Here is a 14,613-nt window from a genome sequence, read left to right as displayed (position 1 = left end):
CCCCACAAAAGTTAGAGCTGATTTTCAACGCTTGGTCGCCATTTGCATTGGCAATATCATTGGCAAATGCTTAAGACTGTCAGCTGCAGTCATTTGGGGGAAGAATTGGTGAAGAAAGACAGTTATGTTGAGTTGAGCTGCGAAGGCTGGCTATCGGGCGTACCGGTTGAGTTTGGGAGCCGACCCGTCGCGACCAAGCATACACGGCACTGGTCTCGTAGCCCGTGTCGATCGCCAGCCGCGCCAACGTCATCTTCTGACCGGAAGCATGCTCCCATGTCTGACCGAGCAAATTGGCCAGTTGCTGCCAGCACGCCGGATCGCCGGGACCGCCCTCAATGACCAGGTGATCGATCAGCCAACTCTCCAGGCCGCGGCCCCAGCCCCAGACATCAACCTCGATGCGATCCTTCTGAACATCGGCCCCGGCTGTCAGGAACAAGCCGCGCTCTGGAACAGTCCCTCCGTCCCAGGTCTCGCGCCGGTCCGCCAAGCGCTGCCAGTCCGGCGCTTCGCCAGTTTCGACCCACGTCTCACCGAGGATCGTATTGCGGAAGGCTTTGATCGCCTCATCCGATCCTTGCGCCGCGTCCCATGCCCGTACGATCCGCTCCCAGCTGAGCCAGCCGATCGGCGAATAGAGCGCAGAGAGGTGATAGCCGACGGTATTAGGGTCGGCGGCCACGGCCGTCGCGCGCCATTCACCCGCTTCCAGCATGGCCGTCTTGTTATGCTCGGCGATGGGCTGTTCGCAGCCCTCGCAATGATATTCGGCCGTTTCCGGTCGACCCTTTTGCCAGCGCAACCGCTCGAACTTCAGCCACTGCATCGCGCCGCAATGCGGACACGGCACGAAAAACCGCCGCTGATCGCTTGCCTCGAACTCCCGCTCGATCCGGCTCAGCCCCCGGATTGTGGGTGTCGAGACCAGGAACACCTTGCGCCGATGGGCGAAGGTCAGCGACCGGGCTTCGGCCAGCGTGACGGGATCACCTTCCTCGTCGGCCGAGGCCGGATAGGCGTCGACCTCGTCGAGGAAGATGTAGCGAGCGGGCGTCGAGCGCAGGCCTACCGCCGAGTTCGCGCCCGTCATGATCAGGATGCCGCCCGCGAATTCCTTCGACAGCATGGTGTTCCCGGCGTCGCGGGAGCGCGCCGGTTTGACCCGTTCTCGCAGTTCCGGGCTCTCGTCGATCAGCGGATCGATCCGCTGGCGCGAGTTCCTTTTCGCCAGTTCCACCGTCGGCTGGACCGCAAGCATCGGTCCCGGCGCCTGGTGGATCGCAAAGCCGATCCAGTTATTCCCGGCCTCAGTCGCGCCGACTTGTGCGGCCTTCATGAAGACGATCCGCTGAGTCGGATCTCCGGGCGAGAGCCGATCCATGATTTCGCCCATGTAGGGCGTGCGGGCGGTGCGATACCGACCCGGCTCAGCCGAGGCGCGGCCGGAAAGCATCCGATGTCGATCCGCCCATTCAGACACGGTCAGGTCCGCATCCGGCGTGAGGCCCGCTCCCCAGGCGCGCAGGATCTCTGCCGCGCCGTCGAACTCGAGGGCTTCATCACCGGAGATCGGGTTTGGCCTCGGCAAGCTCGTCGAGCTGGGCACGGACATGTTTCTCCAGAACTTTCTGCATGGCGGCGGTTTCCACCCCCAGATCGGCCGCCATCAACGCAGCGGCTCGGGCGGGCCTCCATGCGGTAAACCACACGGCCGCCCAGCTTCATGAACTGCGGGCCTTCACCGGCCCACCGCCACCGCTCTAATGTGCGGTGCGAGATGTTCCACCGCCGGGCCAGTTCTTTCTGATTGAGGTGTTTGAGTTGCATCTTCGTCTCCTGTCGCTCGCTGCGTTGGGAGGAAGATGCGAAATCCTGCTGTGGGATGTCGTCAGGATCGAAGTGGGATGCAGAGGGGGATCAGTTTCAGCCTTGCAACTCAACGGCGAACACCCTGGCGGGGGATTGTCATCCCACACTCATCCCCCTGCGCATCCCACTGTGGAGCCGGAAGGAGGCGCGTGCTTGAACGGGAAGGGTCAGAATCAGTCGCAGTTCAGACGGTAGTTGCCGCGACCGTTCGATTCGATCAGCGAGCGCCACTGCTTCTGCGATTTGAACACATCGGACATCTTCAGGCTCTTGGAGCCAGCCGTCGACAGGATCACCTTGCCGCTCTGCCAAGGCTCACCACGGCGCGCAGCCTGATGCAGCGCTCGGACAACTTGCGCCTGGATAGGGCCAAGGCGGAACTGGTGTCCGCCGCAGCGCACCTCGTGATAGTCGGATGACGCGCTGAAGATCGGCAACTGCGGTCCGGTCTCTGCGCCAGAGAACCCTGTCTCGGCTTCGAAACGATCACGTTCCTCGCGCCTTAGCAGCAAATCCTCAATGCTCAGAGGCACGCCATCGCGATCGCCCCAGATCGAAGCATAGTCTGACCCGGGCGTGCGGAAGTCGCTCACTGTCAACTCGGCAGCACGAAACATCTGGAAGACGTCCCGCGCATGCAGTTCGAGCAAACCATTGTAATAGCTCTGCTCGGTCGGCACCCGAAAGTGCTCGCCCTCACGGGTTTCCTCGTAATCCCCTAGCTCTAATGGCACACCGAAGACACGCACCGAAAGTCGCAGCTTGTCGTTCTCCGCCAGATAGATCAGGTCGGCCTCGGAGATGGACCAGCGATCGAGGATCTCCGGGAGAGTAAAATACGCCTTCTCGATCTCCATCTGTCCCCCGATTCCTGCCATTGAGTGTTTAGGGTTTGTTCTAAATCCTTGACGCGCTCCAATCAATCCTGTTTTATCCTATTTAATCCACAGACCCTTGGGGAAAACATGACCGAGCACCACACGCTCTCCGACCGCCTCCGTGCCCGCGCTCAGCAACTCGGACTCAGTCCTGCCCATGTCGCAGAGATGGCCGGGGTCAATCGTTCCTTTGTCTACGACATCCTGCGCGGCCGCTCTGCGCGGCCCGGCATCGACAAGCTCGAAGAGGTCGCCCGCGTGCTGAAGGTCGAGCGGGAATGGCTGATCCACGGCATCGGCGAGGTCGAAGGCGAGCCGCCCTTCATTGAGAACCCGGATGAAACCTTCGTCGCGATCGCACATGCCAGCCCGCGTCCGTCGATGGGCGGGGGTGCGGTGGTGACCGAGGATCACGACACGCCCGGCCGCGCCTACCATTTCCGCCGATCCTGGATAAAGGGCAGCCTCAAGGCCAGCCCGTCGCAGCTGCGCATCATGCATGTGGAAGGCGACAGCATGTCACCAACACTGCTGGATGGCGACACCGTGCTGGTCGACATGACCCGCCGCGCGCCGAACCCGCCGGGTATCTTCGTTCTGGATGACGGCATGGGGCTGGTCGCCAAGCGGCTCGAGCACGTCCCCAACAGCGACCCACCGGCCGTGCGGGTGATCTCGGACAACGGCTTCTACAGCCCGTATGAGCGCAGCTCCGAGGAAATCCACATCATCGGCCGCATCCGCTGGTTCGCGCGGGAGATCTGACGATGAGCCATGTTATCCTTCGTGGTACCAACATGCGCCGATATGAGGTCGATTTCGGGGATGACGAAATCTCGGTATCCCTTCATGCGAATTCTGAGACCGTCGAACTGTTCATCGAAGCAGACCAGGACGGCAGGCCAGAAGAACGGCGCCGGTTTGCGCTTGTAAACATACCGCGCCATCTGTTCAGCAAGGCAATCGCGGATCTTGCGAAAAGTACCAGGGATCGAGAGCCGTGAACGCCAAAGGTCCCGCGCATCAAGACACCCCGGGCGAAGTTCTCGCCGGTCTGGTTGAACGCGTGACCTTCCACAGCCTTGAAAGCGGCTTTTGCGTGCTGCGCCTGAAAGCACGTGGCCACAGGGAACTTGTCACGACCACCGGACATGCGGCAATGATCTCGGCCGGGGAATGGGTCACCGCCTCTGGCGAATGGGTCAATGACCGAACCCATGGCCTGCAATTCCGCGCCCGGTTCTTGAAAACCTCCGCACCAACATCCCTAGATGGCATCGAAAAGTACCTTGGTTCAGGCATGATCCGGGGCATTGGACCTGTGTATGCCAAACGGATGGTCAAGATGTTCGGCAAGGACGTATTTGACCTGATCGAGGCCGAGCCCGCTCGATTGCGGGAAGTCGAGGGCATCGGACCGAAACGCGCTGACAAGATCACGTCCGCTTGGGCCGATCAGAAAGTCATTCGCGAAATCATGGTGTTTCTCCACAGCCACGCGGTCGGAACCGCCCGGGCCGCGCGCATCTTCAAGACCTATGGCGTCGATTCCGTGCAGGTGATGAGCGAGAACCCCTACCGCCTCGCGCGGGACATTCGCGGCATCGGGTTCCGAACGGCGGATCTGATCGCCGAGAAGCTCGGCATCGAAAAAACCGCAATGATCCGCATTCGCGCCGGGATTTCCTATGCCCTTACTGAGGCCATGGGCAACGGTCATTGCGGCCTGCCGCGAGAGGAACTGATCCCTCTGGCAATCAAGTTGCTCGAGGTCCCGGATGACCTGATCCACACAGCCATCGAATTGGAAATGTCTGAAGGCACGGTCACCGCAGACACCGTCGGCGATATGCCCTGTGTCTTCCTAAGTGGGCTGTACCAAGCAGAGAAAGGCGTCGCCGACCGGTTCCAGAATCTGATCTCAGGCCCGCTTCCCTGGCCAGACATTGATGCCGACAAGGCAATCCCCTGGATCGAGAAGAAGACGGGACTGACACTTGCTGAGACCCAAGCTGAGGCCATTCGGCTCGCGCTTAGCTCCAAGATCATGGTGATCACCGGTGGACCCGGCGTTGGCAAAACCACCATCGTTAACTCGATCCTGCAGATCCTGGCGGCAAAAGCCGTCAAGCTGTTGCTGTGCGCCCCGACCGGGCGGGCTGCAAAGCGGATGAAAGAAGCGACTGGCATGGAGGCGAAAACCATCCACCGTATGCTGGAAATCGATCCAAAGTCATTCGGCTTCAAGCGAAACGAGGAGAGCCCTCTCGACTGCGATCTGCTGGTCGTTGATGAAAGCTCAATGGTCGACGTCTCCCTGATGCATGCGCTCCTCAAGGCAGTTCCGGATCATGCGGCGGTCCTGATTGTCGGAGACATCGACCAGTTGCCTTCCGTCGGCCCCGGGCAGGTGCTGGCCGATGTCATCGGATCCAACGCAATCCCGGTCGTGCGGCTGACGGAAGTGTTTCGGCAGGCCGCCCAGAGCAAGATCATCACAAGCGCCCACCGGATCAATCAGGGCCAATTGCCGGACCTGACCAAGCCCGACGGCGAGAGCGATTTCTATTTTGTTCCCGCCGAAGATCCGGATCAGGCGGTGACGCGCATTCTCGATATGGTCAAGAACAGGATCCCGAAACGCTTCGGTCTGGACCCCATTCGGGACATCCAGGTTCTTTGCCCAATGAACCGCGGAGGTGTCGGCGCCCGTTCGCTCAACATCGAACTTCAGGCCGCGCTGAATCCTTCCGGGGACAACAAGGTGGAACGATTTGGGTCGACCTTCGCACCCGGCGACAAGGTCATGCAGATCGAGAACGACTATGACAAAGAAGTCTACAACGGAGATATCGGCTACGTTGAGGGTGTCGATCTGAATGAGGGCGAGTTGACCGCCAGCTTTGACGGCCGCACCGTAACCTACCTGTTCGGAGAACTTGATACGCTGGTACTGGCCTACGCCGCAACGATTCACAAAAGCCAGGGATCGGAGTACCCCGCCGTTGTCATCCCGGTCCTGACGCAGCATTACGCCATGCTTCAGCGCAACCTGCTGTATACCGGTATTACTCGTGGCAAGCGCCTGGTGGTAATCGTCGGCCAACGCAAGGCGGTGGCCATTGCCGTGAAGAACGTGTCCGGACGGCGGCGCTGGTCCAAGCTGGACGAATGGCTGGTTGGAGGTGATGCCGCATGATCGAGTTGCGCTCTCTCGCAGATGACGAACCTGCGCTTGCCTTTTCGCCGCTCTTGCGGGGTTTTCAGAAAACCTTCGCCTATCTTGGTGAACACGGGAGTATTGGTCTGACACAGTCAAAAGGCTTCAAACGCAACTTCGTCCACTGGGCCGCTGCTGAGTTTGACTGGCCAGGCCATTCCGAAGCAGATCTTTTCGCAGTCAACAAAGTGCTGAACGAGCAGGATTTCATGCCGCTCGGAGACATCCATTTCCTGCTGACAACGCTGAAGATGGGGCGGCATTACAAGGGCCAGTTCAAATTGACCAAGGCCGGGACCGAACTTATCGGTCAACCGGGCCGCCTATTCGGGATCATCACGCCCTTCTATCTCTTCGAGATTGATCATTCCGCCTGGTCCCGTCTCCCGGACGAACGCCTCTTGGGGAACTGGGATATCTTCCTCAACGTGATTAACGTGGAGGCCGAGAATGGCGTTACAGGCGAAGAACTACGGCACGTGCTTTTTGGCGAACCGGAGCCGAGCCCATTCCCGCGCTATGACGAAGTCATGGGCAATCTTTACATCCAGGTGCTTCGCCCACTGATCTGGACGGGCCTGCTGCAAGAAACACGCCCTGGGAAATCCTTTCGGTCGCAGGAAAGCGTGTTCACCAAAACCCCTCTTTGGAAAGTCGCGCTCAAACTCGAGACAGATTCGATGGTTCGGCAGGCCACGCGGCACTGAAGGGTCGCGCGACGCAAACCCGATCCATTACGCAGGCCAACGCACAACCACCGCAACCCATTGTTTTAACTTGATTACCAGCACCTTTTGAAGCCCAGATAGGGCATCAAATGAAAAGGCGCTCCCATGCTTAATGATGTCTCAACCCCGGCTTCGGGGCCCAATCCCCTATGCCCGGACAACATGTCAGCGCGCGCGCGTTTCGAAGAACTCGGCCGCATTCTGGCTGTCGGCTTCATTCGCCTGAACGCTGCCAAGTCCAGTTCTTTATCTGCCGAAGGCGGAGACAGTTTCGTGGACTTCTCGCCCCGAAAGAGCGGTGGTCGTCGTGCAAAACGTATCCGCATCGGAGGAAGTAATGAAGAATAACAATAAGATAACAGCGTCAAAGCCTGGGCAGTACCGAGCCATGGATCAAACCGTCCTGGCGCGCCTGGCCACGCTGAAAGCCATGTCCGTCAAGGACCTGAAGGCCGAATGGGAGAAGCTCATCGGCAGTGCCGCGCCGAACAACAGCCGGACCTTTCTGGAAATCCGGATCGCTTATCGTATTCAGGAACTGACCTACGGCGGCCCCGACCGTGAAACCCGCCGCATGCTGGATCTGCTGGCCGATGAGGTCGAAGGCGTCGCGCGCCGCAAAAATCAGATCGCCGATCCGCGCAATCCCGTAGTGGGCACCAGACTGATCCGGGAATGGGACGGGGTCGAGCAGACGGTGATCGTCCTGAAAGACGGTTTCGACTGGCAGGGCCGGAAGTTCAAATCGCTCTCGGCGGTGGCCCGTGCCATCACTGGAACGCGCTGGAATGGCTATCGCTTCTTCGGCTTGCGCGAACGCAAGCGGGAGGAGGCATGATGGACATCAAAGCCCGCCCCAACCGCCGCCTGCGCTGTGCGATCTACACCCGCAAGTCGAGCGAGGAAGGGCTCGACATGGAATTCAACAGCCTCGATGCCCAGCGAGAGGCCTGCGAAGCCTATATCGCCAGCCAGCGATCCGAGGGCTGGGTTGCGACCCGCGAACGTTACGACGATGGCGGTTTTTCCGGTGGCACCCTCGAGCGGCCCGGTCTCAAGCAGCTTCTGGCCGACATCGACGATGGCTTGATCGACGTCGTCGTGGTTTACAAGATCGACCGTCTGTCGCGGTCGCTAATGGATTTTTCCAAGCTGGTTGAGATCTTCGACCGTAACGGTGTCACCTTCGTCTCGGTCACGCAGTCGTTCAATACCACCACGTCAATGGGACGGTTGACGCTGAACATCCTTCTCAGTTTCGCCCAGTTCGAGCGTGAGGTCATCGGCGAGCGGATCCGCGACAAGGTGGCGGCTTCGCGCAAGCGCGGGATCTGGATGGGCGGCTATGTTCCGCTGGGCTATGATGTGCAGGATCGCAAACTGTTGGTGAACGATGACGAGGCCGCATCGGTCCGTCGCATTTTCGAGCGGTTTGTCGAACTCGGGTCCGCCACGGTTCTGGCACGCGAACTCCGCCGCGACGGCTTCCGTAACAAGCAGGGTACGCTGATCGACAAGGGTTACCTCTATCGGCTCCTGAACAACCGCGTTTATCGTGGTGAAGCCGTCCACAAGGGTAAGGCTTATCCCGGCGAGCACGACGCGATAATCGACAACGACCTCTGGGATCGGGCGCACGCCATCCTGAAGGAAAGCCCCCGCAAACGCGCAAATAACAGTCGGTCGCGGACCCCCGCTCTCCTGAAAGGGCTCATCTTCAGCGACACCGGCGCAGCCATGACGCCCACAAGCACGAAGAAAGGCGCGAAGCTTTACCGCTACTATGTGTCAATGGACGTTATCCGGAACCGCGAGACCGGCGAAGAGACCGCCCCGATGCGGCTGGCGGCTGGAATGGTCGAGGACGCGGTCGTGACCGAGGTCCGGCGCATCCTGCAAACGCCAGAAGTCGTGACGAAGGTGATCACGGCCCTGAACCAACAGGATGGCGCGGTTTCGGAGGCGGACGCCATCGCGGCATTGCATGAATTCAGCGCGCTCTGGGCGCAACTGTTCCCGGCCGAGCAGGCAAGGATCATCCAGCTCCTAATCCGGCGCGTTACTGTCACCGCCGCAGGTCTTGAGGTGGACATTCGGCGCGAGGGAATCACGGGCGTCATCCGTGAGATGGTCGCGCCGCGCAATCTGGAGGCGGCAGAATGACGAACGCCGATGACACGATCCGCATCGTGATCCCGTTGAAGATTCGCAAGAAGAACGGTCGGCCAAAAATCATGCCGCCCGCCGACTACCTGCCCAGCGAAGATCAGATGCAGGACCCGCATGTCCTGCGCGCCATAGGCCGGGCATGGGGCTGGCGGCGGCGGATGGAGGCAGGCGAATTCAGCACGATCCAGGAATTGGCCGAGGCTGTTGGGTTGGCCGAGCGTCATGTCAGCCGTCAGTTGCGGCTGGCATACCTCGCGCCCGAGGTGCTGAAGCGGCTGGTCTACAAGCGGGAGGTCATAGCGGTGACGGTCATGCAGCTGACTGAATGCGCGGCGTTGCCGTGGCAGGGCCAGGCGGGGGTGGTGTTTGGCGGAGCGTCAGATGCCCCAAAGCATTACCAAGGCTAGATTTTCCTTGGCTTATCGGCCACCTTCGGCCCATGAGCGCAAACCAATCCTTTCAACAGCTTGAGACCTACATCCGCGAACAGATGCGGATGTCTCATGTTTATCAGCCGGTCATGCTTCAGGTTCTGCTGGAAAAGGGTGGCTCCGCATCGACCGAGGACGTTGCCAAGGCTCTGCTGAGCTATGATCGCTCGCAGGTCGAGTACTATGAAATCCGAACAAAAAACATGGTCGGCAAGGTACTCACGCAAAATGGCGTGATCGAGCCGGTCAAAGATGGACGGCGCATTGTCGGATACAGGCTGGTGGCCAGCGATCTGTCTGAACAGGAAATCGCTGCACTCATTGAACTCTGCCAGCAACGTCTGTCCGCCTATATCGGTCAGCGAGGCGATGGCATTTGGGGGCATCGCGGCATTGCGGATGGCTACGTTCCTGGCTCGGTCCGGTATGAGGTGCTCAAGCGCGCCAAGCACCGTTGTGAGCTATGCGGGGCCCATGAAGACCAAGCCGCGCTGCATGTCGATCATATCGTGCCACGCGCCAAAGGCGGAAGCGACGACTTGAGCAACTTTCAGGCGCTCTGCGTCACATGCAACACGAACAAGCGAGACAGGGACGATACCGATTTTCGGGACGTGCTGGCATCCTACGGCATCAGAGATCAAGCCTGCATATTTTGCACAATCGGCGAAGACAGGATCATCGCCGAGAACGAGCTTTGCTACGCGATCCGTGACGGATTTCCCGTTACCCCAATGCACACGCTGGTCATCCCCAAGCGGCATGTGGCCGATCACTTCGACCTCTATCAGCCCGAGTTGAACGCGATCCAGACGTTGCTCAAGGAACAGCGCGAACAAATTCTTGCCGCAGACCCCTCCGTCACAGGATTCAATGTCGGGATCAACGCCGGGGCCGATGCCGGTCAGACCATCTTCCATGTCCACGTTCACCTGATCCCGCGTCGGAAGGGCGACGTTGCCGATCCCCGCGGCGGCGTGCGAGGGGTCATTCCTGAGAAGCAGACGTATTAGGATGAACAGCGATCGGTTTACCCCGCGATTTCCCTTCGCAGATTGGCCAAACCCAGACGTCCCTGCGGTCGCCGCAGGCGTCTATGCGATCTGGAAGGATAACGAACTAATCTATTGCGGCATGTCCGGGCGAGAGATCGACAGCAAGGGCAAGGCCGCGCCCAAGAAGTACGGCTTGGTCACCCGCCTAAACAGCCACGCTAGCGGCAGGCTGTCAGGCGACCAGTTCTGCGTCTACGTGGCAAACCGTTTCGTGATCCCGTCGCTAAAGGCCGAGGAACTGCCCCTGTTCGCGAGCGGTTCGCTTACACTTGATTCCCGCACGAGGACCTTTATCCGCGACCACTTGGAGTATGCCTACGCCCTGGTCGAAACCTCTGCCGCCGCTTATGAATTAGAGCGAGCCGCTCGGCGCGGGGATCTGTTTGGTACCCAGCCGTATTTGAATCCCTTATGATCGAGACATGGCCAACCTTGCCCCGGAGGTCCTGAAGCGGCTGACCTGCGGGCGCGAGCCATCGGCGGTCAGCCTTTATGATCTGTGTTTTTTGGCAGGGGAGGCTTGGGGGGAACAAGAGCAGCGCGTGTTCGACTAGCAGCTGGCCTTTGGCCTCAAACGACCCAGGCACCGTGCCTGTTTCGGATGGAGCGGACGTTCGTGCCTTCTGCAGCTAATGACTGTTGAGAGCCCGATTTTACCGCCTCGCGCCTGGAAGGTTTTTGCACATGCAGAAAAACGTGCCCGATAGAACCGGCCCAAAGCCGACCTTGGTGCTCTTTGCAGCGAAGGACGGCAAAGGTCCCACTATGGGAAGCCGTTGAACTTGATCCAAGTCATTGTTGCCGCAGCCGACTGAATGTAGTTTTATGCATAATATGAGCCTCTGGAGCGAACGCCCTTCCAGATGGATAACAGTAGAAATATTGGAAGGCGGATTTGAATATGCCTATTGGAAAAACGCTAACTGGCGCACTGCTCACTTTGAGTACAGTCCTGCCGTCATCGGCCGCTGCCCAACAAGCGAGCGGGCCTGATTTTTCCGTACCGAAAAACGAAATTGTCGAGAAGACAGAAAATTATTCCCCTTTCGTAAACTTCGAGGCACCTGATCGTGTCTTCTGGGGAGATTCACATCTGCACACTTCGTATTCTTGGGATGCTGGATTGGTAGGCAATACGTTAGGCCCGGATGAGGCTTATCGCTTTGCGAAAGGTCAGCAGGTTATTGCAAGCTCTGGACAGCCGGTCAAACTGGTCAGACCTCTGGATTGGCTGGTGGTAGCTGATCACGCAGAGAGCCTTGGTGTCGCTGTACTTATCGAGCGTTCAGATCCCGCCATTCTAAAAAGCGAAGTCGGCCGGACGACGCATGACCTGTACAAAAAAGGCAAGATCTACGAAGCCTTTGAAAACTGGGGTCTAAATGTCATCGTTGGGGGCAATGATCCGCTCAAAGACCCTGCGCTGACCCGCACTGTCTGGGAAGAGATCATAGACCACGCTGAAAACCACAATACCCCCGGGCAGTTTACGGCCTTCATCGGCTACGAATGGTCATCAGCGCCAGGTGGCAATAATCTGCACCGCATAGTCATAACGCGGGATGGTGCTGCGGAGGCGAAAAAAGTTCTACCGTTCGCTGCCTATGAGTCCGACGACCCCGAGAAACTGTGGGATTGGATGGAAATCTACGAAGAAAAAACCGGAGGGCAGATTCTCGCTATCCCCCACAACGGCAACATCTCAAATGGTGTGATGTTCTCAGTCGAGACCCAGTCTGGAGAGCCAATAGACCAAGACTACGCCGAGCGTCGCGCCAAGTGGGAACCTCTCTATGAGGTCACTCAAATGAAAGGTGATGGAGAGTCGCATCCGTTCCTGTCACCGAACGACGAGTTCGCCGACTATGAAAATTGGGATCGTGGAAATTGGGCCGGTGAGCCAAAAACACCGGAAATGTTGCCACATGAATACGCCCGGGGTGGATTGAAGGTCGGCCTTCAAATGGAAGAACAACTCGGCATCAACCCATTCAAGTTTGGATTGATCGGTGGAACCGATTCACACACCTCGCTGGCCACCAGTCGAGAAGACAACTATTTTGGCAAAGTGTCATTAATGGAACCCGGTCTCGACCGGTTCGAAGGAGAGATCGTCCCCGATCCGCAGAATGCGGGCACAGGTACGTATGAATTTGAGACCATAGCGTCGGGGCTTCAAGGTGTCTGGGCAAAGGAAAACACGCGCGAGGCGTTGTGGGATGCGATGAAACGCAAAGAAACATATGCAACGACGGGTAGCCGTATGACGGTCCGGGTGTTCGGCGGCTGGGAGTATGACGCCGACGATGTGCTGCGGCCAGACTTTGCCAAGACGGGCTATCTGGGCGGTGTACCCATGGGCGGTGATTTGCAGAACGCGCCTGGCGGCATGGCCCCAAAACTGATGATCCGCACACTGCGTGACCCGGACGGAGCGAACTTAGATCGCGTTCAAGTTGTCAAGGGTTGGCTCGATTCAAACGGCCAGGCGCAAGAGCTTGTCTATGATGTCGTTTGCTCCGACGACCGAGAAATCATTGAAGCCCGTTGTGAACGCTCCGTCGGCAATACTGTCAACATTGAGGCTGCCACATACACCAACGATATTGGCGATTCACTTCTGATGGCGTTCTGGGAAGATCCTGACTTCGATCCAACCCAGCGTGCCTTCTACTATGTTCGGGTTCTTGAGATTCCGACGCCACGCTGGACAACATATGATGCGGCCTTTTACGGCGTCGATCTGCCTGAAGGCGTACCGCCGTCACAGCAGGATCGGGCATACACTTCTCCGATCTGGTATACGCCATAGCAGACGTTGGTCCATCCCGCAGCGAAAGCACACTTTCCGCCCATAGTACCGAAATGTGCATGGTGCGGCATTCGGGCCGCTTCCATTTTCCATCACGGTCGGCTTCCGGCCCTCAGCAGTCTTTCTTGCTTCACGGGGCGATTATCGGCTTTGGCGCACGGCCAAGATGACAGAGACAGTCACCCGAACCGCCAGCTTTGCTGCGACAGTACCACTCCCGGAAGCGTTGTCATAGCTTTGTTGCACCGATCGTGGACCGGCTGACATCCGGCACTATGAAGAGCCGGTGCTGCTTTGATAAAGATGCACATCTCTTTGAGGGAAAGGTATGGAAATGCCCTCGGCATCAAACCGTTCTTTGGCTCTCCCAGTCAGTCCCCAATAGACTGTCCAATAGTTTTCGGATTTCACCCATGGGCGGCAGAAAATGTTCACCGAACTCTCACCCAGTTCGCCAACAAATACTTCTGCAGATGGATTTTTCATGCAAAGCTCGTCTGCATTTACGAGATCCGAAAGAACCTTAATGGCATGAGTGGCATCATCCCCGTAAAACGTCGGTGTGCGGACTTACAAGCCATTCACCTCGGCATTTTTGATAGCTGCTTTGGGAAACGTCTACCAAAACTGGTCATTGCAAATAAGGGACTATTCTCTTGGCCCATCGACCGTCGCTGGGCCTTCAGACGCTAGCTGCGTTCGGCGAAACAGTTTCGAATCCTTTGGATGATTTTGGCGCTACCCTCAAGGTCATACTTTTCATTAAAGCCGTTGGATGTGAGGTCGATCGTGTGCCCATTCTCGATGAGCCCCAGGAGGGAGACCTGGTCAAGATTTGCAATCTCCAGGCGTGTCTCGCTCTTGGCTTCGGCGGCAGTGCGGACTTTTTGGGGATAGAAATCGACCAGCGCGATCATGTCGTACCGGTGGGAAGGCGGCAAGCGCCAACCCGGATTTGACAGTCGCAGGTGCCAACTCCCATCGTCTCTTTTCGCAAGCGCAAACGTGGTTCCATCGCTAAACGTTGTGCTGGCCCAACACTCTTTAAAACCTGAGCTACCAGGACCGGTTTCGATGCCCCCGCTCCAGCGACCGTCCACAAACGGTATAGAAGGCTCTCCACTTGCATTGGCGATAGTGTGCAGGAGAAAAATGAAAAATACCGTGACGTAGGACCGTTTGTACATTGCCGAAGTGACCCGGGCGTGAGATTCGCTTTGATTGCTAAACCTAGGCCGTGAAACCATTTGATTGCAACAGGAGTGCTTTCGGTTGACCGTCTGCTCCGGGCTCCTTGCTGCCGTTAGCCGCATCGCAGCGATCCTGCCAAACGATCTCGCCCCGACCAACATGAACGGCCCATTGCCGACCTTGGTGGTCATTGCAGCGAAGGTCCGGTTGCTTCGGTACAGGTCTTCGCTACAATGCAAGCTGATCAAAATTTTGCC

At 58.2% G+C, this 14,613-nt stretch carries 15 protein-coding genes and 1 pseudogene; 12 read left to right on the top strand and 4 right to left on the bottom strand.

Annotated elements, in window-relative coordinates; genetic code table 11:
- Positions 1 to 130: 130 nt before the first annotated feature.
- Both C1J05_RS04270 and C1J05_RS04260 read right to left on the bottom strand, forming a co-directional pair.
- Positions 131 to 1,615: pseudogene (locus C1J05_RS04270) on the bottom strand (phage terminase large subunit family protein); the annotation flags it as partial.
- A 430-nt stretch (positions 1,616 to 2,045) separates the two neighbouring features.
- Positions 2,046 to 2,729 (bottom strand): hypothetical protein, encoded by a 684-nt coding sequence (locus C1J05_RS04260; protein WP_162797859.1) that lies wholly within the window; start codon positions 2,727 to 2,729, stop codon positions 2,046 to 2,048.
- Positions 2,730 to 2,837: 108 nt separating this feature from the next.
- Here C1J05_RS04260 and C1J05_RS04255 point away from each other — a divergent pair, with 108 nt between their 5' ends.
- The 12 genes from C1J05_RS04255 to C1J05_RS04205 all read left to right on the top strand — a co-directional run bounded on the left by C1J05_RS04255 (position 2,838) and on the right by C1J05_RS04205 (position 13,165).
- Entirely contained in the window at positions 2,838 to 3,515 is a 678-nt protein-coding gene (locus C1J05_RS04255) for a LexA family transcriptional regulator (protein WP_114869173.1), read from the top strand.
- Between the two features lie 2 nt (positions 3,516 to 3,517).
- Entirely contained in the window at positions 3,518 to 3,754 is a 237-nt protein-coding gene (locus C1J05_RS04250) for a hypothetical protein (RefSeq protein ID WP_114869172.1), read from the top strand.
- The gene (gene recD2, locus C1J05_RS04245) at positions 3,751 to 5,949 is read left to right on the top strand and encodes an SF1B family DNA helicase RecD2 (RefSeq protein ID WP_114869171.1); all 2,199 of its coding nucleotides are present in this window, start codon (positions 3,751 to 3,753) and stop codon (positions 5,947 to 5,949) included. The genes C1J05_RS04250 and recD2 overlap by 4 nt, the downstream gene beginning before the upstream one ends.
- A complete protein-coding gene (locus C1J05_RS04240) occupies positions 5,946 to 6,677 on the top strand; it encodes a hypothetical protein (RefSeq protein ID WP_114869170.1) in 732 nt (243 codons plus the stop codon). Before recD2 ends, C1J05_RS04240 begins: the two co-directional genes overlap by 4 nt.
- A 126-nt stretch (positions 6,678 to 6,803) precedes the next feature.
- Positions 6,804 to 7,046, top strand: coding sequence for a hypothetical protein (locus tag C1J05_RS04235; RefSeq protein WP_114869169.1), 243 nt, complete (start codon positions 6,804 to 6,806; stop codon positions 7,044 to 7,046).
- A 40-nt stretch (positions 7,047 to 7,086) separates the two neighbouring features.
- Positions 7,087 to 7,536 (top strand): DUF2924 domain-containing protein, encoded by a 450-nt coding sequence (locus tag C1J05_RS04230; protein WP_205389050.1) that lies wholly within the window; start codon positions 7,087 to 7,089, stop codon positions 7,534 to 7,536.
- Positions 7,536 to 8,861, top strand: a complete 1,326-nt coding sequence (locus C1J05_RS04225; RefSeq protein ID WP_114872103.1) for a recombinase family protein — start codon at positions 7,536 to 7,538, stop codon at positions 8,859 to 8,861. Before C1J05_RS04230 ends, C1J05_RS04225 begins: the two co-directional genes overlap by 1 nt.
- Positions 8,858 to 9,274, top strand: a complete 417-nt coding sequence (locus tag C1J05_RS04220; protein ID WP_114869167.1) for a hypothetical protein — start codon at positions 8,858 to 8,860, stop codon at positions 9,272 to 9,274. Before C1J05_RS04225 ends, C1J05_RS04220 begins: the two co-directional genes overlap by 4 nt.
- A gap of 32 nt (positions 9,275 to 9,306) precedes the next feature.
- Positions 9,307 to 10,311 carry an HIT family protein gene (locus C1J05_RS04215; protein ID WP_217621157.1) on the top strand — a complete coding sequence of 335 codons (1,005 nt, stop codon included), beginning with the start codon at positions 9,307 to 9,309 and terminating at the stop codon, positions 10,309 to 10,311.
- A 1-nt stretch (position 10,312) separates the two neighbouring features.
- Positions 10,313 to 10,768: a hypothetical protein gene (locus C1J05_RS04210; protein ID WP_114869166.1), complete on the top strand. Its 456-nt coding sequence runs from the start codon at positions 10,313 to 10,315 to the stop codon at positions 10,766 to 10,768.
- A gap of 7 nt (positions 10,769 to 10,775) precedes the next feature.
- Positions 10,776 to 10,907 (top strand): hypothetical protein, encoded by a 132-nt coding sequence (locus C1J05_RS21975; RefSeq protein WP_302622787.1) that lies wholly within the window; start codon positions 10,776 to 10,778, stop codon positions 10,905 to 10,907.
- 347 nt (positions 10,908 to 11,254) lie between these two features.
- Positions 11,255 to 13,165 (top strand): DUF3604 domain-containing protein, encoded by a 1,911-nt coding sequence (locus tag C1J05_RS04205; RefSeq protein WP_114869165.1) that lies wholly within the window; start codon positions 11,255 to 11,257, stop codon positions 13,163 to 13,165.
- Positions 13,166 to 13,438: 273 nt separating this feature from the next.
- Here C1J05_RS04205 and C1J05_RS04200 read toward each other — a convergent pair whose 3' ends face one another.
- Positions 13,439 to 13,693 (bottom strand): mechanosensitive ion channel family protein, encoded by a 255-nt coding sequence (locus C1J05_RS04200; RefSeq protein WP_114869164.1) that lies wholly within the window; start codon positions 13,691 to 13,693, stop codon positions 13,439 to 13,441.
- A 161-nt stretch (positions 13,694 to 13,854) separates the two neighbouring features.
- Positions 13,855 to 14,547 carry a hypothetical protein gene (locus C1J05_RS21640; protein ID WP_205389048.1) on the bottom strand — a complete coding sequence of 231 codons (693 nt, stop codon included), beginning with the start codon at positions 14,545 to 14,547 and terminating at the stop codon, positions 13,855 to 13,857.
- Positions 14,548 to 14,613 lie beyond the last annotated feature (66 nt).

This window comes from Sulfitobacter sp. JL08 (assembly GCF_003352045.1).
GTDB lineage: Bacteria > Pseudomonadota > Alphaproteobacteria > Rhodobacterales > Rhodobacteraceae > JL08.
The sequence above is the reverse complement of the archived record's forward strand: the minus strand, read 5'-3'. Positions and strand labels throughout refer to the sequence as shown.